Source organism: Halobaculum litoreum (assembly GCF_030127125.1).
GTDB classification, from domain to species: Archaea; Halobacteriota; Halobacteria; order Halobacteriales; family Haloferacaceae; genus Halobaculum; species Halobaculum litoreum.
On record NZ_CP126156.1, the window covers coordinates 593,888 to 614,495 of the forward strand.

General features: G+C 72.5%; 20 protein-coding genes and 1 pseudogene. 10 read left to right on the forward strand and 11 right to left on the reverse strand.

Going from position 1 to position 20,608, the window contains the following annotated elements:
* Positions 1-4: 4 nt before the first annotated feature.
* Positions 5-322, reverse strand: coding sequence for a hypothetical protein (locus P0R35_RS03140; protein WP_284013782.1), 318 nt, complete (start codon positions 320-322; stop codon positions 5-7).
* A gap of 201 nt (positions 323-523) precedes the next feature.
* Here P0R35_RS03140 and P0R35_RS03145 point away from each other — a divergent pair, with 201 nt between their 5' ends.
* Complete coding sequence (locus P0R35_RS03145; protein ID WP_284013783.1) at positions 524-2,071, forward strand: DUF790 family protein; 1,548 nt, start codon at positions 524-526, stop codon at positions 2,069-2,071.
* 7 nt (positions 2,072-2,078) lie between these two features.
* On the opposite strand, the gene P0R35_RS03150 is transcribed toward P0R35_RS03145, so the two are convergent.
* Positions 2,079-2,612, reverse strand: a complete 534-nt coding sequence (locus P0R35_RS03150; protein ID WP_284013784.1) for a DUF7122 family protein — start codon at positions 2,610-2,612, stop codon at positions 2,079-2,081.
* Positions 2,609-3,568, reverse strand: coding sequence for an RsmB/NOP family class I SAM-dependent RNA methyltransferase (locus P0R35_RS03155; RefSeq protein ID WP_284013785.1), 960 nt, complete (start codon positions 3,566-3,568; stop codon positions 2,609-2,611). Before P0R35_RS03155 ends, P0R35_RS03150 begins: the two co-directional genes overlap by 4 nt.
* Before the next feature lie 106 nt (positions 3,569-3,674).
* Here P0R35_RS03155 and P0R35_RS03160 point away from each other — a divergent pair, with 106 nt between their 5' ends.
* The 4 genes from P0R35_RS03160 (at position 3,675) to P0R35_RS03175 (ending at position 7,766) form a co-directional block, all read left to right on the forward strand.
* Positions 3,675-4,466 carry a proteasome assembly chaperone family protein gene (locus tag P0R35_RS03160; protein ID WP_284013786.1) on the forward strand — a complete coding sequence of 264 codons (792 nt, stop codon included), beginning with the start codon at positions 3,675-3,677 and terminating at the stop codon, positions 4,464-4,466.
* Positions 4,467-4,597: 131 nt separating this feature from the next.
* Positions 4,598-5,716, forward strand: a complete 1,119-nt coding sequence (locus tag P0R35_RS03165) for a pyridoxal phosphate-dependent aminotransferase (protein ID WP_284013787.1) — start codon at positions 4,598-4,600, stop codon at positions 5,714-5,716.
* Positions 5,717-5,720: 4 nt separating this feature from the next.
* Positions 5,721-6,875, forward strand: a complete 1,155-nt coding sequence (locus P0R35_RS03170; protein ID WP_284013788.1) for an aminotransferase class V-fold PLP-dependent enzyme — start codon at positions 5,721-5,723, stop codon at positions 6,873-6,875.
* A 168-nt stretch (positions 6,876-7,043) separates the two neighbouring features.
* Positions 7,044-7,766: a hypothetical protein gene (locus P0R35_RS03175; protein WP_284013789.1), complete on the forward strand. Its 723-nt coding sequence runs from the start codon at positions 7,044-7,046 to the stop codon at positions 7,764-7,766.
* Positions 7,767-7,784: 18 nt separating this feature from the next.
* Here the strand turns inward: P0R35_RS03175 and P0R35_RS03180 are convergent, their stop codons facing one another.
* Positions 7,785-8,966, reverse strand: coding sequence for a redox-regulated ATPase YchF (locus P0R35_RS03180; RefSeq protein WP_284013790.1), 1,182 nt, complete (start codon positions 8,964-8,966; stop codon positions 7,785-7,787).
* A 107-nt stretch (positions 8,967-9,073) separates the two neighbouring features.
* Here P0R35_RS03180 and P0R35_RS03185 point away from each other — a divergent pair.
* The 3 genes and pseudogenes from P0R35_RS03185 to P0R35_RS03195 all read left to right on the forward strand — a co-directional run.
* A pseudogene (locus P0R35_RS03185) lies at positions 9,074-9,400 on the forward strand (sodium:calcium antiporter); the annotation flags it as partial.
* A gap of 247 nt (positions 9,401-9,647) precedes the next feature.
* A complete protein-coding gene (locus P0R35_RS03190; RefSeq protein ID WP_432765027.1) occupies positions 9,648-10,136 on the forward strand; it encodes a sodium:calcium antiporter in 489 nt (162 codons plus the stop codon).
* Positions 10,137-10,205: 69 nt separating this feature from the next.
* Positions 10,206-10,400 carry a DUF5800 family protein gene (locus tag P0R35_RS03195; protein ID WP_284013791.1) on the forward strand — a complete coding sequence of 65 codons (195 nt, stop codon included), beginning with the start codon at positions 10,206-10,208 and terminating at the stop codon, positions 10,398-10,400.
* Between the two features lie 43 nt (positions 10,401-10,443).
* On the opposite strand, the gene P0R35_RS03200 is transcribed toward P0R35_RS03195, so the two are convergent.
* Entirely contained in the window at positions 10,444-11,223 is a 780-nt protein-coding gene (locus P0R35_RS03200; protein ID WP_284013792.1) for a ribonuclease H-like domain-containing protein, read from the reverse strand.
* 211 nt (positions 11,224-11,434) lie between these two features.
* On the opposite strand from P0R35_RS03200, the gene P0R35_RS03205 reads away from it, so the two are divergent.
* Together P0R35_RS03205 and P0R35_RS03210 are read left to right on the forward strand one after the other, a co-directional pair.
* Positions 11,435-12,139 carry an SOS response-associated peptidase gene (locus P0R35_RS03205; RefSeq protein WP_284013793.1) on the forward strand — a complete coding sequence of 235 codons (705 nt, stop codon included), beginning with the start codon at positions 11,435-11,437 and terminating at the stop codon, positions 12,137-12,139.
* 55 nt (positions 12,140-12,194) lie between these two features.
* On the forward strand, positions 12,195-12,605 hold the full coding sequence (locus P0R35_RS03210) for a hypothetical protein (RefSeq protein WP_284013794.1): 411 nt from the start codon (positions 12,195-12,197) through the stop codon (positions 12,603-12,605).
* A gap of 424 nt (positions 12,606-13,029) precedes the next feature.
* On the opposite strand, the gene P0R35_RS03215 is transcribed toward P0R35_RS03210, so the two are convergent.
* The 6 genes from P0R35_RS03215 to P0R35_RS03240 form a co-directional block, all read right to left on the reverse strand.
* Entirely contained in the window at positions 13,030-14,094 is a 1,065-nt protein-coding gene (locus P0R35_RS03215) for a tyrosine-type recombinase/integrase (RefSeq protein WP_284013795.1), read from the reverse strand.
* Positions 14,091-14,552 (reverse strand): DUF5805 domain-containing protein, encoded by a 462-nt coding sequence (locus P0R35_RS03220; protein WP_284013796.1) that lies wholly within the window; start codon positions 14,550-14,552, stop codon positions 14,091-14,093. Before P0R35_RS03220 ends, P0R35_RS03215 begins: the two co-directional genes overlap by 4 nt.
* 995 nt (positions 14,553-15,547) lie before the next feature.
* On the reverse strand, positions 15,548-16,960 hold the full coding sequence (locus P0R35_RS03225; protein ID WP_432765028.1) for an ABC transporter ATP-binding protein: 1,413 nt from the start codon (positions 16,958-16,960) through the stop codon (positions 15,548-15,550).
* Positions 16,961-16,966: 6 nt separating this feature from the next.
* Positions 16,967-18,016, reverse strand: coding sequence for an ABC transporter ATP-binding protein (locus P0R35_RS03230; protein ID WP_284013797.1), 1,050 nt, complete (start codon positions 18,014-18,016; stop codon positions 16,967-16,969).
* Positions 18,016-19,476 carry an ABC transporter permease gene (locus tag P0R35_RS03235; protein ID WP_284013798.1) on the reverse strand — a complete coding sequence of 487 codons (1,461 nt, stop codon included), beginning with the start codon at positions 19,474-19,476 and terminating at the stop codon, positions 18,016-18,018. Before P0R35_RS03235 ends, P0R35_RS03230 begins: the two co-directional genes overlap by 1 nt.
* Before the next feature lie 4 nt (positions 19,477-19,480).
* Positions 19,481-20,527 (reverse strand): ABC transporter permease, encoded by a 1,047-nt coding sequence (locus P0R35_RS03240; RefSeq protein WP_284013799.1) that lies wholly within the window; start codon positions 20,525-20,527, stop codon positions 19,481-19,483.
* Between the last annotated feature and the right edge of the window lie 81 nt (positions 20,528-20,608).

Here is a 20,608-nt window from a genome sequence, read left to right on the forward strand (position 1 = left end):
GGGCTCAGTTCGGGCGGACGTCGACGCGGATCGACCCGCCGCTGCTGAACTCGTCGAAGCCGAACGACGTCTCCAGCGTCACCTCCGTCCGTTCGCCGGGGCCGACGGTCACCTCCGCGGCGACGGTCTCCTCGCGAGCGTCCTCGCCCGAGCCGGCGGCGACGGTCGCCTCCACGACGCCCGACCGCGACTCGCCGGCGGCGTTCTCGACGGTGACGACCACGAGGAGGTCGCCGTCGTCCCCCTCCACGTCGGCGAAGTCGGCGACGACGAGGCCCGTGTCGGACGGCTCGGTGGGGACGGGCGAGCGCGGCGGCGTCAACGGGCCGGACGGCGCGGCGGGGGGTGCAGCCGGCGAGCGCGGCGGCGACGCCGGCGGTCGCGGCGCGCGCGAGCGACCCGAGGAGACGGCGACGGTTCACGTGCCGTGGGTTTCGTGGATCCGGTATGAGCCTTGTCCATTCGCCCACGCCGGCACCGTCGCCGCTTTACCCCCGCCGGCCCACGCGTCGGTAGACCGGTCGTGATCACGAAGGACCTCCTCCGCGTCAGCCGCCGCGGCGGCTACCGCCCGCAGTTCGTCGCCGGCGACGACGACGCCCGCCGTCTCGCCGCACGGGTGCTCGGCGTGTTCCAGGGCCACGTCGGGGAGCGACGGCGCGACCTCGACGCGGCGCTGGAGCGCCTCGAGCGCGACGCCGACGACTTCAAACTCGTCCGCGGGTTCGCCTCGCTGCTGGAGCGCGAGGCCGCCTTCGAGACCCGGGCGCCCCTGCCGCCCCGGCGCGCCCGCCGGGTCGCCTTCGAGGCCGCCGAAGCGGCGGGGGTCGCGAGCGACGCCGAGCGCGAGACGGCCCTCGCGCGCGCCGCCGACGGGCTCGGCGTCGACCCGGCCGACGTTGAGGCCTCGCTGTACGCCGACCGCGACGCCGAACGGGTGCTCACGGACTTCGACTCGCGGTGGACGCCCGAGCAACTGCTCGTCCAGTACGACCTCTCGCTGGCCCAGACGGCGCTGTTCGACGCGACCGAGGTGCGCGTCCGCTCGACGGACCCGAAGGCGCTCGTCTCCGCGGCCAAACGCCTCGGGCTCCTGTACGAGATCCGGGTCGTCGACGACGGGGACGGCCCGACCGACCGCGAGGTGGTCGTCACCGGGCCGGACGCGCTGTTCCGCCGGACGCGCCGCTACGGCACCGCCTTCGCCCGGCTGCTGCGAACCGTCGCGGCGACCGCCGGCGAGTGGACGCTGGCGGCCGACATCGACGACCGCGGCCGCGAGTACCTGCTCGAACTCACCCACGACGACGTCTCCGTCCCGGGCGTCGAGCCGCTCGCGGAGCCGGCGTTCGACTCCGGCGTCGAGGCGGACTTCGCCGCCCGGTTCCGAGCGCTCGACCTCGACTGGGACCTCACCCGCGAGCCGGAGCCGCTCCGGGTCGGCACGAGCGTGATGATCCCCGACTTCGCGTTCGAGTACCGCCACGCCGACTACCGCGTGTTCTTCGAGGTGATGGGCTTCTGGACGCCCGAGTACGTCGAGAAGAAGCTCGACCAGCTCGACCGCGTCGAGGACGTGGAACTGGTCGTCGCCGTCGACGAGTCGCTCGGCGTCGGCGAGGAGATCGCCGCCCGCGACCACCGCGTCGTCACCTACTCGGGCACCGTCCGCGTGAAGGACGTGGTCGACGTGCTCCGCGAGTACGAGGCCGCCCTCGCGGGCGAGGTGACCGCTGACCTCCCCGCGGAACTCGTTCCCGATCGGGAGGTCGTGCGGGTCGAGGACCTGGCCGCCGAGCACGGCGTGCCGACGGACGCGCTCGACGACGTGACGTTCCCCGAGCACCGCCGCCTCGGCGCCACGCTCGTGCGCCCGGCGGTGCTGGACCGCGTCGGCGACGACATCGAAGCCGGGATGGCGTACGCCGACGCGGAGTCGGTGTTGTCCGACGCGGGCCTCACCGACGCGAGCGCGGCGCTGTCGGCGCTGGACTACCGCGTCGAGTGGGAGGGGCTCGGCGGGGGGACGGTGCGCGAGAAGGGCGAGGACGGCGACGGCGGCGACGGGTAGCTCCGGCTTACAGCTCCGGCAACTCCTCTTGGTACCCCTTCGGCACGACCGACCGGAGTTCGTCGTACAGGTACAGGCCCACGCCGATGGGCACGCGCTCGCCGGCGAGGTCGTGGGCCGCGATCAGGTAGCCCCAGTCGCCGTCCCACTCGGGGAGGTCCTGGTCGTGGCCGGCGGCGAACGCCGTCGCCTCCCCCGGCGACAGGTCGATCACGTTCCGGGTCGCGAGGTGGCCCCACTTGCGGACCGCCGTCGTCGTCGGCTTCCAGTGCTCCTGCCGGGTGCGGAGGAACGTCATCCCGACGCCCTCGCGGTCCTGCGGGCTGGGGAGGTCGGCCGCGAACGCCCAGACCTTCCCCTTCCCCTTCTCCCAGAAGGTGTGGTCCGCGAACGTCTCCGGCGGGACGCCGAAGCGCGTCTCCCACCACTCCAGCACCTCGGCGCGCGTGGCGCGGCCGTCGACCTCGCGGTCGTCTGCGGTCGCGGGCAGGCGGTCGAACTGCCCCCCGTCGTTGCCGGGGGCGCCCTCGCCGTCGCTCACGCGCCCACCTCCGCGTCGGCCGCGGCGTCGTCCGGCGCTCCGCCGACTCGGAGCTTCGCGAGGAAGAACCCGCCCGTGTCGTTGTGGTGCGGGTACACCCGCGTCGCGCGCGTCACCTGCTCGTCGTACGTCTCGTCGTGCCACTCGATGACCCCGGGGACCGACTCCAGCGGGCAGTCCCAGTCGACGACCTCGCAGTCCTCCTCGCGGAGCACGTGGTCGAGGACGGCCTCGTTCTCCTCGGGGGCGAACGTACACGTCGAGTAGACGACGGTGCCGCCGGGGCGCGTCGCCTGCACCGCGCGCCGGAGGATGCCCTTCTGGATGCCCGCGACCTCGTGGACGTGGTCCAGCGTCCACGTGTCGAACGCGTCGGGGTTCTTCCGGATCGTCCCCTCACACGAGCAGGGCGCGTCGACGAGCGTCGCGTCGAACGTCTCGAACCCGAACCCGTTGAGCGAGTAGTTGCGCGCGTCCTGCTGGTCGACGACGAGGTTCGTCGCGCCGAGGCGCTCGGCGTTGTGGCGCAGCGCCGACAGCCGGCCGAGGCTCGTGTCGTTGCCGACGAGCACGCCCGAGTCGTCCATCAGCGCCGCGAGTTGGGTCGTCTTGCTCCCCGGCGCGGCGCAGGTGTCCCACACGCGGGTGCCGGGGTCGGGGTCCAGCGCCATCGCCGGGAGACACGACACCTCCTCTTGGCCGTGGACCCAGCCGTGGGCGTACGGCCACGTCGTGCCGGGCGAGCGGTCGGCCATGCGGAACAGGCCGTCGTGCCAGTCGACGCGCTCGTAGTCGGTGCTCTCCGCGTCGAACGCGCGGGCGACGCGGTCGGCGTCGGCCGCGAGCGTGTTGACGCGGACGACCGACGGGAGCGGCCGGTCGCAGGCGGCCCGGAACGCGGCCTCGTCGTCGACGAGGGGGAGGTAGCGCTCGAGCACGCCGTCGTCGTCGTTCATACCACGCCATCCGCGCCGGCGCGGTAGTCGCTTTCGGACCGCGCGGACGCGCCGCCGGGGCGCCGCGCCGGCGTAGCTTTATGTCACACTCCGAGCGACACGGGCTATGGGACACATCGACGTGGTCGCCGAGCGCTCGTTCGACGAGCCGGTGTTGGTCGAGGGGCTGCCCGGCGTCGGCCTCGTGGGGAAGATCGTCGTCGACCACCTGGTGGAGGCGCTCGACATGGAGCTGTACGCGACCGTCCACTGCGAGGCGCTGCCCGCGGCGGCCGCCTACACCGGCGGCGACCGTGCGGTGCGGACGCCGCTCCGGCTGTACGCGGCGCCCGAGGCGGACCTGCTGGTGCTCCAGTCGGACGTGCCCGTCTCCCCGGACGCCGCCGAGGAGTTCGCCGCGTGCATCGAGGGGTGGTTCCGCGAGGAGTCGGTCACGCCGCTGTACGTCGCGGGACTGCCCCGCGAGGGGGCGACCGACGCAGCGGCCGCGGACGGACGCGAGGACGGCGGCGAAGACGACGCGGCGCCGGCGTCGTCGCTCAGGGGGCTCGCGGTCGGCTCGGGGGCGGCCCTGCTCGACGACGTCGGCGTGCCGGCGCCCGAGTCCGCGGGGCTGATCTCCGGGCCGACGGGCGCGCTGTTGGCCCACGCGATGGCGCGCGACCTGCCCGCCGTCGGGCTGGTCGTCGACGTGGACCCGCAGTTCCCCGACCCCGCGGCCGCCCGCGTCGTGCTGGAGGAAGCGGTCGAGCCGATCACCGGCGTCGACGTCGACGTCGAGGCGCTGACGGCGCAGGCAGAGCGCATCCAGCGTGCGAAAGAACAGCTGGCCGTACAGATGCGCGGCCGGGACGACGAGGCCATCTCGCAGGCACAGCGGCTCCGGATGTACCAGTAGCGTCGTCCGGAGCGTGACGCCGCCGCCGCGGCCGGGAGCGGGGTCGCTCCCCCGCGAGCGACCGTGCCGGGGACCGCCACTCCGTGTGGGATGGGGAAACGACTAACACCGCCGCCGCCACCCCTTCCAGCATGACGCAGTTCTCCGACCGCGTGGAGCGCATCTCCATCAGCGGCATCCGCGAGGTGTTCGAGGCCGCCGGCGCCGACGCCATCAACCTCGGGCTGGGCCAGCCGGACTTCCCGACGCCCGACCACGCCAAGCGCGCGGCGATCGACGCCATCGAGGCCGGCGACACCGACGCCTACACCGGGAACAAGGGGATCCCGGCGCTGCGCGAGGCGATCGCCGCGCGCCACGAGGCGGACATGGGCGTGACGGTGTCCCCCGACGACGTGATCGCCACCGCCGGGGGGAGCGAGGCGCTCCACCTCGCGATGGAGGCGCACGTCGACCACGGGGAGGAGGTGCTCATCCCCGACCCGGGGTTCGTCGCCTACGACGCGCTCGCGAAGCTCGCGGGCGGCGAGCCGGTGCCGGTCCCGCTGCGCGAGGATCTCACCATCGACCCCGCCGCCGTCGAGGAGCGGATCACCGACGACACCGCCGCGTTCGTCGTGAACTCGCCCGGCAACCCGACGGGCACCGTCTCCTCGGAGGCGGACGTCCGCGAGTTCGCCCGCATCGCGCGCGAACACGACGTGCTGTGCGTCTCCGACGAGGTGTACGCGCCGTTCGTGTTCGACGGCGAGCACCGCTCGCCGCTGGAGTTCGAGCGCGACAACGTCGTCGTCGTCGACGCCTGTTCGAAGCGCTACTCGATGACGGGGTGGCGGCTCGGCTGGGTCACCGGGTCGAGCGAGCGGATCGAACGGATGCTCCGCGTCCACCAGTACGTGCAGGCCTGTGCGTCCGCCCCCGCCCAGTTCGCCGCCGAAGCCGCCCTCTCGGGGCCGCAGGGCGTGGTCGACGAGATGCGCGACGCCTACGAGCGTCGCCGCGACCTCGTCGTCTCGGGGCTCGCCGACGCCGGGCTCGAGTGTCCCAGCCCGCAGGGCGCCTTCTACGCGATGCCGCGGGTGCCCGACGGCTTCGTCGACGAGTGCATCGAGCGCGGGGTGATCGTCGTCCCCGGCGAGGCGTTCGGCGAGCACGGCGCCGGGCACGCGCGCATCTCGTACGCCGCCGGCGAGGACGACCTGCGCGACGCGCTGGAGCTGATCGCCGAGGCCGCCGAGGCGGTCCGGTAACCCCGTGGCGGAGTTCGCCCCCGCCCTCGGCGAGCGCCCGACCTCGCTCGGCGAGCTCCGCGGGGCCGTCCCCGTCTGCGACCGCGTCGCCTACTTCAACACGGGCGCCACCGGCCCGTCGCCGGCCCGGGTGCTCGACGCCGCCGCGGCGTGGGAGCGGTTCCACAAGGTCGACGTGCTCGCGGACGCCGACCCCTACGAGATCGGCTTCGCCGAGTACGAGCGCCTCCGCGAGCGGTTCGCCGGCTTCCTCGGCGTCGACGCCGACGCCGTCGGCCTCACCGAGAGCACCGCCGACGGCGTCAGCGCCGTCGCGGCGGCGTACGACTGGTCGCCCGGCGACGTGGTCGTCCGCACGGACCTGGAACACCCCGCGGGCACGCTCCCGTTCGACCGCCTCGCGCGCCGGCGCGGCGTCGAGGTGCGGGTCGTCGAGGCGCCCGACGGCCGCGTCGACACGGACGCGTTCGCGGACGCCGTCGCCGACGCCACGATGGCGTGTTTCTCCTCGCTGTCGTGGAACTACGGCACCCGGCTCCCCGTCCGGGAGCTGTGCGAGATCGCCGCCGACGCGGGCGCGTTCACGCTCGTCGACGCGGTGCAGTCGCCCGGCCAGCGCCCGCTCGCGCTCCCCGAGTGGGGCGCCGACGCCGTCGCCTGTTCGGGCCACAAGTGGTGTCTCGGCCCGTGGGGCGCGGGTCTCCTCGCCGTCGACCCCGCCGTCGACGACGACCTCCGGCCCGCGCAGGTGAGCTACCGGAGCGTCGAGGAGGCGATGGCCGACGAGTACCACCTCAAGCCGGGCGGCGCGCGCTTCGAGCGCGGCACCGCGTCGCTCGCGCCGCACGTCGGCCTCCGGGAGGCGGTCGGGACGCTGGAGGCGGTCGGCCTCGACGCGGTCCACGACCGCGTCCTCGCCCTCGCCGCCCGGCTGACCGACCGCGTCGACGACGAGCGACTGCTGTCGCCCGCCGAGCCGGAGTCGGGGCTGGTCACGGTCGACGTCGCCGACCCCGAGGCGACCGTCGAGCGACTCCACGACGAGGGGCTGGTGATCCGCGACCTCCCCGAGCCCGCGGCGGTGCGGGCGTCGGTCCACGCGTTCAACACGGAGGAGGAGGTGGACCGACTCGCGGCCGCGCTGAACGGGGAGCCGTAGGCGAGCGTCGCGGTCGCGCCGACGCCCGTCGTGACCCTAAACCGACGCGATCGGTCCTTCCGAGGACGCCATCGGACCGGTGACCGCAACCGAACGTGTCCGAAGGTGGAACTGTTCGGTGAGCGCCCGGCAGAAACAGCGTTGCTCGCGACGCGAGGAGTGGACGTGATGAACCGGCGACAGTACGCGACCCTCCTCGGGGCGACGGCGTTGGGAGGCGCCGGCGTCGTCCGAGCAGTAGGCGCGAAGACGAACGGTGGAGCCATCGAGCGAGCAGCCGACGTTCCCCGGGCACAGGAGGATCCGACGACCACTCCCACGCCCGACTCGTCGTCGACCGGATTCGGCCCCCAGACGTTCACGGGGACCGGCACCGCGACGACCGAGGAGTTCGACCTCCGCCGCGGCCCGATCACGGCGGCGTTCGCCGTCGACGGCGACGCCGCGTTTACGGCGCAGTTGCTGGCCGTCGAAGGCGATGACTACGAGGACGTGTACCTCGCGATCCTGCTCGCGCCCGCCGAGGGGGCGCAGGTGGCCGCGGTCAACGTCCCGGGGCCGCACGTCCTCAACATCGAGACAGACGGAGCGTGGGAGGTGACACTCGCCCAACCGACGGCCACGGCGGGACAGTCACTCCCTGCCGAAGCGTCCGGATCGGGCCCCGCGTACGTCGACCTCGTCGCGTTCGACGGCGTGACGCGGGTGACCGGCAGCCACGAGGGGTCCTCGAACTTCATCGTCGAGACCGTGCCGCTCGACCCGGACGACTTCGGCGAACTGGTGTTCAACGAGATCGGTCAGTTCGAGGGGACGACGACCGCACGGATCGACGGTCCGTCCTACGTGAACGTGAACGCCGACGGGGACTGGACGCTGTCGTTCGAGTGAACTCGGAGCGGTCCCGCGCTACTTGGCGGTCGAGACGATCTTGATCACGTCGCCCTCCTCCAGTTCGGTGTCCTCGCCGATCCGCCGGTCCGCCTTCGCGTCGACCGCGTGGAGGTAGCCGTCGCCGATGTCGGTGTGGACGGTGTACGCGAGGTCCTTCGGGCCGCTGCCGCGCGGCAGCAGGAACGCGTCCGGGAGGACGTTCCCCTGCCCGTCGGTCCACTTGGACTCGTTTTGCACGGGGAACGCCGTGATCAGGTCCAGCAGGCCGTACACCGCCTCGTTCAGCGCTTGCTGGACGCCGGTCCCGCCGAACTCGCCCATCACCTCGCGGATCTGTTCGAGCCCCGTCGCCTGCTGGTCGCTCAGGTCGCCGACGACCTCGAAGTCCTCGTCGCCGGGGTCGTAGTCGACGACGCCCGCCTCCGCCGCCCGCCGGAGGGCGAGTTCGCCGTCGGCGGTGGCGGGGATCACGGGCTTGTCCGTCTCGCGCAGGCGCTCGACGTTCTCCGGCGGCGCGATGTCGGCCTTGTTGGCGACGAGGACGATGGGCTTGGTCCGGGCGCGGATGTCCGCGGCGAGCGCCTCGCGGTCCTCGTCGCTCCACTGGATCGGGTCGTCGGGGTACTCCAGCCCGCGGAGCACGAGCGCGACGTCGTGCTCGCTCGCGCCGAACCCGGTGAGCAGGTCCGTCAGCGCCTCCTCGAGGTCGAACTCCGGGGAGCGCGACTTGCGTTCGACCGACTCCCAGTTGTGCTCGAGGATCCCCGCGAGCCACGCGTCCATCTCGGCCTCGACGAAGTCGACCTCCTCGACGGGGTCGTACTCGCCGACCTCGACCGGTTCGCCCTCGGCGTTGGTCGCACCGGCGGCGTCGACGACCTGGAGGATCACGTCGGCGTCGGTGAGGGCGTCGAGGAACTGGTTGCCGAGACCGCGCCCCTCCGCGGCGCCGGGGACGAGGCCGGCGACGTCGAGCAGTTCGACGGGGACGTAGCGCTTCCCGTCGTGACAGTCCTCGTCGCCGCACCGCTCCGCGCGCGTCAGGCAGGGACAGTCGGTGCGGACGTGGGTGACGCCCCGGTTCGGGTCGATCGTCGTGAACGGGTAGTTGCCCACGTCCACGTCGGCCATCGTCGCGGCCGTGTAGAAGGTGGACTTGCCCGCGTTGGGCTTGCCCGCGAGCGCGATGGATATCATGGGGACGTGTCCTCGGGCGCGGCGAAAGGCGCTTTCGGTCGGCCGACCCGTCCGACCCCGCACGCGACCCCCGGAGTTACGGGGCCGGCCCGCAACCGGGACACCGTATGGCAGTTCCCGCCGCCGCCCTCGCGGTCGACGCCGTGCTCGTGGCCGCGGGCGTCGCGGCGCTGTGGGCCGGCGCGCGGCTGCTTGTCGGCTCGTCCGTCCGGCTCGCGCGCCGACTCGGCCTCTCGGACCTCCTGATCGGCGTGACGGTCGTCGCCGTCGGCACGTCGAGCCCGGAGATCGTCGTCACCCTCCGGGCCGCCCTCACCGGCGCGGGCGAGTTGGCCGTCGGGAACGTCGTCGGCTCGAACGTGTACAACCTCGCGGTCGTGCTCGGCGTCGTCGCGGTTGTCGGGTCGTTCCCCGTCGACCGGCGGATCGTCCACCGCGACGGCGTCGCCCTCGTGGCGGCGACGGCGGCCGCGGCCGCGGCCGTCGCCGACCTCCGCGTCACCGCCGTCGAGGGGCGGCGCTGCTGGCCGGGCTGGTCGCGTACACCGTCGTCTCGATCCGCGCCGGCACCGTCGCCGGCGCCGAGCGCGGCGACACCGCCGACACCGCCGACGGCGAGGAGCCCCGCCGCCCGCCGCCGCGACCGACGGCGACGGCGTCGACCGGCAGCCGGCCGACCCGGTGGACCTGTCGACGCCGGCCCGCCGGCTGGCGACGGGGCCGGCCCGCGACGCGGCGCTCGTCGTCGTCGGCCTGGCGGTCGTCCTGCTCGGCGGCGACCTGCTCGTCGGCGCGGCGGTCCGGATCGCGCGGACGGCCGGGGTCTCCGAGTGGGTGATCGGGGGGACCGTCGTCGCCGCGGGCACCTCGACCCCGGAGTTCGCCGTCTCGCTCGTCGCGGTTCGCCAGGGGAGCCTCGGCGTCTCCGTCGGCAACGTCGTCGGGTCGAGCGTGTTCAACGTCCTCGGGGTCCTCGGGCTCGCCTCGCTGGTGACCACGCTGACGGTCGGCCCCGAGGCGCTGTGGAGCGTGGCGTGGCTCGTCGCGCTCACCGTCGTCGTCGTCGCGGCGCTGTGGTCCGGCCGCCGGCTCTCGCGGGTGGAGGGCGTCGCGCTGGCGCTGTCGGAGGTCGTCCGCTGGGCGCTCAACCTCCTCCGCGTCGTCGGCTGACGCGCCCGCCGCGTTCGGCGCCGGCGCCGGTGCCGTCCGCTTAACTACCCCCGCGAGCTACCTCCCGCCATGACCACGCTCTCGTTCGACGAGACCGGCGTCGACGTCGTCTACCAGGGGACGGAGTTCCGACTGGAGAAGGAGCTGATCGAGGAGGCCACCGAGAAGTCGTACGTCGACGTCACCGACCACGAGGTGCTGCAGATCGTCGAGAAGCGGCCGTCGCTGTCGGGCGAACCGCGCCGCATCGGCGACATCGTCTGAGCGGGCGCCGCGTTCACCCCGCCCGCTGGCGCGGCCGCGACGGTCAGTCCGCGCCGAGGCTCGTCCCGATCGGGTCGTCGTCCGGGACGGTCTCGCGGTGGAGGCGCCCGGCGACCACGTCCGCGAGCGTGCGGAGGTTCACCGTGTCGTCGCGGTTGTACGAGACGAGCCGTTCGAGCGCCCGCTCGTCGCCGCGCTCGTACTCGTGCCACAGCCGCACGGCGTCCCGACCGGTGATCTCCGGCCCGTCGCGGGCGATCCCCAACTCCTTCTCGATTGGTTTGAGGCCGCCGGACAGCCCGACCTTCTTGCACGGGTACATGAGGTCGAGGTGGGGGGTGTCGACCTCCATCCCGAGCGCGGTCTCGAGGAACGGCACGTCGAAGCGCGCGCCGTTGAACGTGACGAGCAGGTCGGCCGCGTCGAACTGCTCGCGGACGGGCTCCGCCGAGAGGTCCTCCCCCTGCACGAGCGTCGTCGTGTCGCCGTCGCGGTGGAACGAGACGGTCGTGACGCGGTCGCGCTCGGGCGACAGTCCGGTGGTCTCGATGTCGAAGAAGCACGCGCCGTCGCGGAAGTCCTCGTACAGCCGCCAGCGCTCCCCCGACGGGAACCGCTCGTCGAAGAAGCGGGCGTCGCGGTCGTCGAGGCGCTCGCCCGCCTCGTCGACGAACGCCTCGATGCGGCTCGCCGTCGTCGCGCCGACGCCCGGCGCGCGGTCGACCCGGAACTCGTCCCACTCGCGGATGCCGTTCTCCCACATGCGGCGCTCGGTCGTCGCGCCGACCCCCTCGACCGGAATGAAGCTGTTTCTGATGCGCATGGTCGCTGTGTGTCGCGGGCCGCGTTCGCTCCCCGTCGAGCGTCGGCCGCGACCGCGTGTCCGTTCGACGTGGGGTCGTACCGCGGCTAAAGGGTTCGGATGCGGTCGGCGCGACGCCGCGCGCGGCGCCGGGACGACGACGGGGGAGGGACACCGCCGGCGGCCGCGGTACCGTTAACCCCGGACCGGCCCAACGGTATCGCGACAGACGATGTGTGGACGCTACTCCCTCGCCGCCACGGCCGCGGAACTGGCCGAGCGGTTCGACGCGGCCGTCCCCGACGACTGGGGGCCGCGGTACAACTGCTCGCCGGGACAGGACCTCCCGGTGCTCGCGGCCGACGACCCCGACGCGTTCCGCCGGATGACGTGGGGGTTCACCCCGCCGTGGGCCGACGAGTCGTTCGACCTGATCAACGCACGGACCGAGACGGTCGACGAGAAGCGCACGTTCGCCGACGCGTTCGCCTCGCGGCGCTGTCTCGTCCCCGCCGACGGCTTCTACGAGTGGAGCGACCACGCCGGCGAGAAACGCCCGTACCGGGTCGCGTTCGACGACGAGCGCACCTTCGCGATGGCGGGGATCCACGCGACGTGGGAGCCGCCGCAGCGACAGGCCGGGCTCGGCGAGTGGGGCGGCGGGAGCGACGGCGACGACGCCGGCGGCGACGCCGAGCGCGTCGAGTCGTTCGCCGTCCTCACCACCGAGCCGAACGACCGGATCCGCGACCTCCACCACCGGATGGCGGTCGTGTTGCCGCGCGACCGCGAGCGCGAGTGGCTGGCGGGCGACCTCGGGAAGGCGGCACTCCTGGAGCCGTACCCCGGCGACGACCTCCGGTGGTACCCCGTCTCGACGCGGGTGAACTCCCCGGCGAACGACGACCCATCGCTGATCGAGGAGGTCGAGGCGTAGCCGCCCCGGGCGGGGATCCGGTTCCTACTTCCCGACCGCACACGCACCGACAGCCGTGCCCGACCGCCGCCCGCGCTTCGAGCCCGTCGACCTCGCCCAGCAGGCGGTCGGCGCGCTGGTCGTCGCGGGCGGCCTGCTCATCCCCGCGGACATCTGGGTCGTCGCCGGCGGGATGTCCCTCGCGCACGCCGTCGTCGGGACGACGCTGACGCTGGGGCTCACCTACCTCGCGCTGTACACCGCCGTCGAGCGTCGCGACCCGACCGTCGAGCGGTCCGTCGCCGGCCTCCCGCTCCGGTTCCTCTCCACGGTCGGCGTGGCCGTCGTCGTCTCGCTCGGCGTCGTCGGGGTGTACGGGCTCCCGCTGGAGGGGAGCCAGTCGGCGACCGAGGCCGCCAAGGCGGTGCTCGTGGTCACGTTCTTCACGGCGCTCGTCGCCGCGGCCGCCGACGCCGCGCTGGAGTAGCCGGCCTCGACGGCCTCCTCGCTTCACACGCCCACGTCGCGCAGCGTCGCGGCCCCGTTCTCCAGAGACCCAGGTCTCCCGGACGAGGAACTGCTCGTCGGTGGAGGCGGCGGCGGTCATCCCGGCACGGTCGACCACGCGCACCTCCGCGAGCGGGCCGTCGGTCGGCGCCCCCTCGTCCCGATCCGACCGGCCCCGGATCCGTCGTCCGGGGCGAACTGCGCCCGTGGGCTCCGCCCGGAATTAGATATAGCGACATGCAGTTTGTGAGATCGATACGCGCCGGACAATGAAACTGTGCCGACGTTCGAAGTTCCAACAGATTTCTTCGGGATGGCGGGTGTGACGCTCGAAGCGGGGAGTCGACCCGGCGGTGTCGACGACGCGCGCGGCGTCCGCGGTCGGGTCGGCCGCGACGGCCGGATCACTCAAGCAGGGAGTACACGTGCCGTTCGTACGTCTCGCGGACGTTGTCGCCCCAGTTGTGGGTGTACGTGTCGATGATGTCGCCGGCCACGTCGCCGCGGAGGTACTTCACGACGCCGCGGTCGCCCGTCCGGTCGCGGAGGTGGGTAGTGAAGAAGTGCCGGAAGTAGTGGGGCGTGACGTTCTCGGTCGCCCCGGCGCCGGCCTCGTACCAGCCGGCCTCGCCCGCGTGGTCGCGGACGACGCGCGCCACCTGTTCGGGCGTGAGCCGCTCGCCCCAACCGCTCCCCGTGGCGACGAACAGGGGCTCGGCGTCCGAGGCGGCGTCGGGGCGGATCGCGAGCCAGCGGACGAGCGTCTCCGCGAGTTCCCCGTCGACGGGGACGACCGTCCCGCGCTTGCGCTTGTTCGAGGCGGTGCGCTCCGCGCCGTTGTAGCGCTCGCCCACCGCGGGCTCGCTGGCCACGTACAGCGAGTCGGGGCGCCCGTCCAACTGCGCTCGCCCGCCGAGCGTGTATCCCGGCAGCTGCCGATCCAGCGTCAGATCCCGCAGATCGAGGTTACACACCTCTCCCACGCGCATCCCCGTCTTCAGGAGCGTGACGATTAGCGCCCGGTCGAGCGGGTGGGCGATGCCGGCGACGAACTCGCGCATCCGAGGCACCGAGATCTCCCGGCGAGTCGGGTCGGTGTCGATCCGCTCGTCGAGTTCCTCCATCACCAGCGCCATCGGGTTCGCCTCGAAGGCACCCACCTGCGTCATGTACGCGTAGAACCGGTGGAGGTACGCCGCGTAGGTGGCCGTGGTCGAGTCGGCCAGGTCCGGGTCGCGACGGAGCGCGTGCACGAACGCCATGCAGTCCCGGTGGGACGCCGCCGCGGGGTCGGCGGCGCTGCCGGCGGGCCCGCGCTCCGGCGACGCGAGGAACCCCTCGAACCGCCGGAGGACGCGGCCGTACTCGGCGCGTGTGCGCTGGCTCTTGCCGTGGAGCTCCATGTCCTCGAGGAAGTAGCCGACGGGGTCGTCGTCGGCGCCGGCGTCCGCGCGGTCGGCGGCGCTCATCGGTCCACCCGCACGTAGCCGCCGTCGCGACCGCTGTAGCGAACCAGCCCCCGCGACTGGAGCGCACCCATCGTCTCGTCGACCCGTTCCTCGACGTCGCCGGCGACCGCCTCGACCAGTTCGTCGAACGACATGACACCCTCGCGATCCAGCGCCGCGAGGAGGGGCGTTTCGAGCCCGTCACCCCCGGGGTTCGAGGGGGGAGAAGCACCCTCCAGTTCCCCGGCAGTCGTTGCCGGATCCTCGCGGTCGGCGTCCGTCGACGCCTCGACGCCCCGGGGCGGCCCGAGCTCGTCGGCGATCCCGAGGTCGCGGCGGCCTGCCTGGACCATCGTCCGGACGAACTCCGACTGGGACATCCCGAGGCGGTCGGCCTCGGCCACCCACGCCTCCTTCTGGTACGCCGGCACCCGTGCGGTCACCGCGACCCGTTCGGTGTCGGCGTCGGCCTCGCTCATACCCGCACCACCGACCCCACCCACATCAATCTGATGCAAACGTGAGTCCTAAGTATCTAATTCTGTGCGTTGCACCGAATCCGGTTTCGCCTTATTTGTGTCTCTGGAGCCCTCAAACCTCGATTATGGGTGTTCTCGGAGCTATCTCGGTCGTCGGATCGTGATGCAATCCCACAGCTTATATTTCGACGGTGTCGTCCCAGTCTCTCGTCTCGAGCGCGATGCGGTGTCGCTGAAGGGCGGCGTCGACGGGACGGATCGGACTCGATCCGAACGCGGTACGGGCCGCGGCGATCCTCGTCGACGCCCCACCGACGACCGTGGACGGCGGTCGTCGAGGCTCCGACCCGAGGAACTGCGACGACGAACTGGTCTCCCGCCGGTCGCCGCGGGCCGTCGGGCAGCCGACACGCCGCGGCCCGAAGGAGGCCCCGACCTCTATCGCGCGAGGAACGGTCGTGAAGCGGGCCGGCGGAGCCGGCGATTCGTGCGGGAGCACCCTATACGGACCTGCACTGGGTACGGCGACGGGGGTGGAACCGGGGACCCCGCCGAACGAGAGTCGTAGGGGGGCGACGCTCGCGACGACGGGAGTGGCGGCCGTCTCGCCGGCTGAATCCCCGTGGCGGCGACGGACCGCGCCCAGAGCGGCTCGCCGGGCGCCGGCCGCCGCGAGGCGTCGCGAGCGCCCCGTCACGCCGGTTCCTCGGGAGTGGCGTCGGCTTGCTCGCGGTGCTCGACTCGCCGACGTCACAGGCTGTGAGGGGCCCGGTGCGTTCCTTCGAGGCAGTCGGCTCCCCGCCCACCGGGCGTCTGAACGACGCTGTGTCGCCGGCGTTCGGGCTCGACCGGCTGGGCCGTGTTGTCAGCACGAGGACGAATTGTGTCGCACGCCGATCTCATAAACTGCGTATCGCGATACCCAAACGGACCCCCTCGGCGATCGAAAGCGGTGTCGAGAACCGCGACAGGAACCGGGGGAGAGTGGGGGGTCGTCAGTCGTCCCGGCGGGCGTACCGCTCGTCGATGGCGGCCGCCGGGGAGTCGTACTCGTCGGTGTGGCGGACGCACGCGCTGGTGCGGCCGTCCCCGTCGACGACGTGTGCCTCCGGCCGCTCGCGGTTGCACACCGAGCCGAACGCCTCCCGGAGCACCGCGGCGGCCTCCTCGTCCTCGCCACGTCGGGCGAACCGGACGGCGTCCTCGACGGCCGCGCGGGCCTCCGAGGTGAGCGGCCCCTCGCCCTCCTGCGGGGACTGTTCGCCGGGGTGCCAGCCGAACAGGTCCGCGACGACTTCGTCGATGTCGTTCGCGTCGGCCGCGAGGCCGAGGCTCCGGCGGAGCCGGTCGGTGAGCCCGTCCTCCAGCGAGGCGCGCTCGCGCAACACCGTGTCGAGGGCGTCGATCCCGTCCCACGCCGTCTCCGGCAGGTCGGCGAACGCGGCCGGGCGGACCCGCGCGGGGCACCGCGTCGCGAAACGACACCCCTGCGGCGGGTCCCGCGGCGACGGCGGCGTCCCCCGCAGGGTCACCCGGTCGCGGTCGGTGCCGGTGTGGCTCCCGGGGATCGCCGACAGCAGCGACACGGTGTACGGGTGTGCGGGGTCGTTGTACACCGCCTCGGTGTCGCCGAGTTCGACGATGTCGCCGAGGTACATCACGGCGACGCGGTCGGCGATGTGCCGCACGACCGAGAGGTCGTGGGCGATGAACAGGTACGTCAAGCCGAGTTCGTCCTGGAGGTCCTCGAGGAGGTTGATCACGCGGGCCTGCACGCTCACGTCGAGCGCCGACACCGGCTCGTCGAGCACCATGAACTCCGGTTCGAGCGCGAGCGCGCGGGCGATGCCGATGCGCTGGCGCTGGCCCCCGGAGAACTGGTGGGGGTAGCGGTAGTAGTGTTCCTCGTTCAGCCCGACGAGGTCGATCAACTCGAACACGCGCTCCTTGCGCTCGGCTTTCGTCCCCTGCTCGTGGGCGTCGAGCGGTTCCCGGATGATCTCCCCGACGGTCATGCGGTCGTTGAGGCTCGCCTCGGGGTCCTGGAACACCATCTGGGCGTCCCGCTGCCACTCGCGCAGTTGCTTGCCCGAGAGGCGCGCGACCTCGCGGCCGTCGGAGACGACCTCGCCGTCGGTGGCGCTCTCCAGCCCGAGGATCGTCCGCCCGAGCGTCGTCTTCCCGCAGCCGGACTCGCCGACGAGCCCGAGCGTCTCCCCCTTCCGGATGTCGAAGGAGACGCCGTCGACGGCCTTCACCGGGTCGCCGGTCAGGAAGCCGTCGTCCTCGTAGTACTTCTTCAGGTTCCGGACCTCGACCAGCGGGTCGCGCTGGGCCCCGTCGGCGTCGGTCCCGTCGGTCCCGTCGGGCGCCGCGCCGTCGCCCGCGGGCGCGTCGCTCCGGCTCACCGCCGTTCACCCCCGTCGGCCGCGGCGTCGCCGTCGGCGGCCGCGGTCGCCGCGCCCGTCGGGTCGCGGTCGTACCTCCTCGTGGAGCAGACACGCCGCCGTCTGGTCGGGGCCGACGCGGACGTGCTCGGGGTGGACCCGTTCGCAGGCGTCGAACGCGTCGGGACACCGCGGCGCGTACCGGCAGTCGCTCGCGGACTCCGTCGGCGTCGGCACCTCGCCCTCGATCGTCGGGAGGCGGTCGCCCGTGGCCGTCCGGCCGGGGATCGACGCGAGCAGCCCACGGGTGTACGGGTGGGCGGGGCCGTCGAAGAGGGTCTCGACGGGCGCCGACTCGACCACCTCGCCGGCGTACATCACGTTGACGCGGTCGGCGGTCTCCTCGATGACGCCCATGTCGTGGGTGATGAACAGGATCGCGAGGTCCTCCTCGCGCTGGAGGTCGTCCAGCAGTTCGAGGATCTGCGCTTGGATCGTCACGTCGAGCGCGGTCGTCGGCTCGTCACACACGAGCAGGTCCGGGTCACACGCCAGCGCCATCGCGATGACGGCCCGCTGGCGCATCCCGCCGGAGAACTGGTGGGGGTACTCGCCGACGCGCCGCCGCGCGTCGGGGATCCCCACCGCCTCCAGCAGGCGCACGGCCTCCTCGCGGGCGGCCTGTCCGCGGAGCCCCTGGTGGATCCGCAGCGCCTCGCGGATCTGGTTGCCGACGGTGTACACGGGGTTCATCGAGTTGATCGGGTCCTGGAACACGATCGAGAGGTCGCCGCGGTGGCGCTCCCAGTTCCCGCCGGTCAGCTCCTCGCCGCGGAACCGGATCGACCCCGACTCGATCGTCCCCGGCGACTCGATGAGCCCGAGGATCGAGCGGGCCGTCACCGACTTCCCCGACCCCGACTCGCCGACGACGCCGACGGTCTCCCCCTCCGACACCTCGAAGGAGACCCCGTCGACCGCGCGGATCGTCTCCTTGTCCGTGTGGAAGACGGTGGTGAGGTCCTCGACCGCGAGCAGCGGCTCGTCGCCGTCGGCGCCGTCGTCCGGGGCGGCCATCAGGCACCACCCCCGCGGCCGCCGGCCTCGCCCTCGGCGGAGTCGGACTCCGGATCGATGGCATCGCGGATGCCGTCGCCCATGGCGTTGAACCCGGTGACGACGAGCGTGATGAGCGCGCCCGGGATCAGGCTGATGTGCCACGAGGCGGTCGTGACGTACTCCTGGCCGGCGTTGACCGCGCGCCCCCACTCGGGCGTCGGCGGGTCGACGCCGAGGCCGAGGAACGACAGCCCGGCGATGGCGATGATGGCGCCGCCGAGCGTCATCGAGCCGTAGATGAGCAGGTAGCCGGTGATGTACGGCAGCATGTGCTTGCGCATGATGGTGCCGGGGGTCTGCCCGAACGAGCGGGCGGCGTCGACCCACTCCTGTTCGGACACCTGCAGGGCGGGGCCGCGCAGGGAACGCCACATGTACGGCCAGCCCGTCCCCGCGAAGATGAGCGCGAGGACGAACGCGCCGCTGTACAGGTTCCCGATCCACGTCCCCGCGAGGACGACCGACAGCATGATGAGCAACAGGAGTTGGGGCATCCCCATCACGGAGTCGGACAGGAGGATCAGCCCGTCGTCGACGCGGCCCTTGTAGTACGCCGACAGGAGCGCGAACACGGTCGCCACCCCCGCCGACAGCCCGACCGACAGGAGGCCGATCACCAGCGAGATGCGCGATCCGGCGGCGATGAACGTGAACAGGTCCTTCCCCGACGGGAGGGTCCCGAACGGGTGGAACCGACCGAAGTCGTCGTAGCTCCACGGGCCGACGTTCGTCTGCGCGTTGCCCTGCGAGCGCGACCCGAGGTTCGCGTCGCCGACCGGGGAGGTGGCGACCTCGCTCCCGGTCCAGTAGCTGATCTGGTGGCTGTACGGGTTCGCGAGGTTCTGGTCGACGGTGGTCGGGCCGAGCGCGGGCGCGAACACCGCCATCGTGACGAACATGAACACGACCGCGAGGCCGAACAGGCCCCACCGGTGGCCGCGCAGCCGGTCGACGGTGTCGTCGCGCGGGGTCCAGTCGGCGACGCGGTAGTGCGTGCGGTACCACTCGAAGCCGACGTACACCCAGAGGAGACACGCGAACGCGTACGCGTACACGAGGGCGACCCGGATCAGCCACGCCCAGGCGGGCTGGAGGCCGAGGAACGTGCCGACGTACGCCGAGCCGTTCCAGTACCCCTGGTTCGGGATCGTCTCCCGGGACAGGAGGGTGGGGACGCCGCCGGCGGCGTCCGCGAGCGCGGCCACGCTCGCGGCGTCGCCGACGCCCGGGAGCGCCCCGACGAGGTCGGCGAGCAGGCGGAGGCTCACCTCCGCGAGCGCGCCGGCCTCGACGAGCAGCAACAGCGCCGCGACCCCGCCCCAGATCACGGCGGGGCGGGGGTGTGCGAGCAGGCGGTCGGTGAGCGGGTCGGCGTCGGCCTCCGCGAGGACGGACTCGGAGCCGGTGAGCGAGCTCATCGGTTCAGGCCTCCTCGTACCCGACGCGCGGGTCGATGATGGTGTACAGGATGTCCTGTGCGATGTTGATGACGAGCATGAGCACGATGAAGACGAACATCAGCGTCCCGACGAGCGGGAGGTCGCCCTGGATGGCGGCCTTGAAGAACAGGAACCCCATCCCCTGGATGCCGAAGACGGACTCCACGAGGACCGAGCCCCCGATTAGCAGGAACGCCTCGCTGGTGATGATCGGGACGAGCGGGACCAGGGCGTTGCGGAGGATGTGTTTCCACACGAGCGCGCGGTCGGAGACGCCCTTCGCCTTCGCGAGGTCGATGTACTTCTGCGAGCGCGTCTCCAGCACGGCGGTGCGGCCGATCCGCATCTCGTTGCCCATCGACGCCGACCCGAGCACGAGCGCCGCCGGCAGGATCTTCTTCGTCGCCGCGAGCGTCTCCCCCGGTTGGGTGAGGAGCGCCCACGGCCGGCCGGCCATGTAGCTGAGCTGCGGGTTGCCGGTGACGCCCGACGGGAGGTCGATCAGGAACGTGTCCCAGTCGAACCCCAGGAGCGTCTCCGAGGACACCAGCAGCGACAGCAGGATCACGGCGAGCCAGAAGTTCGGCATCGCGCGCCAGACGATCCCGGAGACGGACGCGAGGTAGTCGGCGAGCGTGTTCGACCGGAGCCCCGCGTAGAAGCCCAGGGGGATCCCGACGAACACCGCGATCAGCACGGACCAGAAGCCGAGCCACACCGTTCGAGGCAGGAAGTCCATGACGAGCGCGTTCACGTTCGAGCCGGGGTACAACAGCCACGTCTGGCCCAGGTCGAGCGTGAACAGGTTCGCCATCCAGTCGAGGTAGTGCTCCAGGGGCGGGCGGTTCAAGCCGAGCTGTTCGCGAGCCGCCTCGTAGCGCTCGGTGTTCTGTGTCTGCGTGTTGCTGAGGACGTTCGCCGCCGGGTCGATCGGGCCCTGGAAGATGATGAACCAGGTCATGCTGGTTCCGAGCCACAGGACCGGGATCGACATCAGCAGCCGTTTGCCCAGGTATCTCCACTTGCTCATTGGTCAGGGTCGGTGTCCGTGGTCGTGGACCGCTCCGCTCGGTTCCGAAAAGGGGTGGTCGGGTCGGCGCGATACGTCGCG

Excerpts from the sequence above, each read along its gene's own strand:
- P0R35_RS03205 (WP_284013793.1), top strand. The coding sequence starts at position 11,435 with ATGTGTGGACGCTACTCCCTCGCCGCCACGGCCGCGGAACTGGCCGAG.
- P0R35_RS03200 (WP_284013792.1), bottom strand. The coding sequence starts at position 11,223 with ATGCGCATCAGAAACAGCTTCATTCCGGTCGAGGGGGTCGGCGCGACG.
- P0R35_RS03155 (WP_284013785.1), bottom strand. The coding sequence starts at position 3,568 with ATGAACGACGACGACGGCGTGCTCGAGCGCTACCTCCCCCTCGTCGAC.
- P0R35_RS03160 (WP_284013786.1), top strand. The coding sequence starts at position 3,675 with ATGGGACACATCGACGTGGTCGCCGAGCGCTCGTTCGACGAGCCGGTG.
- P0R35_RS03220 (WP_284013796.1), bottom strand. The coding sequence starts at position 14,552 with ATGAGCGAGGCCGACGCCGACACCGAACGGGTCGCGGTGACCGCACGG.
- P0R35_RS03175 (WP_284013789.1), top strand. The coding sequence starts at position 7,044 with ATGAACCGGCGACAGTACGCGACCCTCCTCGGGGCGACGGCGTTGGGA.
- P0R35_RS03165 (WP_284013787.1), top strand. The coding sequence starts at position 4,598 with ATGACGCAGTTCTCCGACCGCGTGGAGCGCATCTCCATCAGCGGCATC.
- P0R35_RS03235 (WP_284013798.1), bottom strand. The coding sequence starts at position 19,476 with ATGAGCTCGCTCACCGGCTCCGAGTCCGTCCTCGCGGAGGCCGACGCC.
- P0R35_RS03240 (WP_284013799.1), bottom strand. The coding sequence starts at position 20,527 with ATGAGCAAGTGGAGATACCTGGGCAAACGGCTGCTGATGTCGATCCCG.
- P0R35_RS03195 (WP_284013791.1), top strand. The coding sequence starts at position 10,206 with ATGACCACGCTCTCGTTCGACGAGACCGGCGTCGACGTCGTCTACCAG.
- P0R35_RS03230 (WP_284013797.1), bottom strand. The coding sequence starts at position 18,016 with ATGGCCGCCCCGGACGACGGCGCCGACGGCGACGAGCCGCTGCTCGCG.
- P0R35_RS03215 (WP_284013795.1), bottom strand. The coding sequence starts at position 14,094 with ATGAGCGCCGCCGACCGCGCGGACGCCGGCGCCGACGACGACCCCGTC.
- P0R35_RS03180 (WP_284013790.1), bottom strand. The coding sequence starts at position 8,966 with ATGATATCCATCGCGCTCGCGGGCAAGCCCAACGCGGGCAAGTCCACC.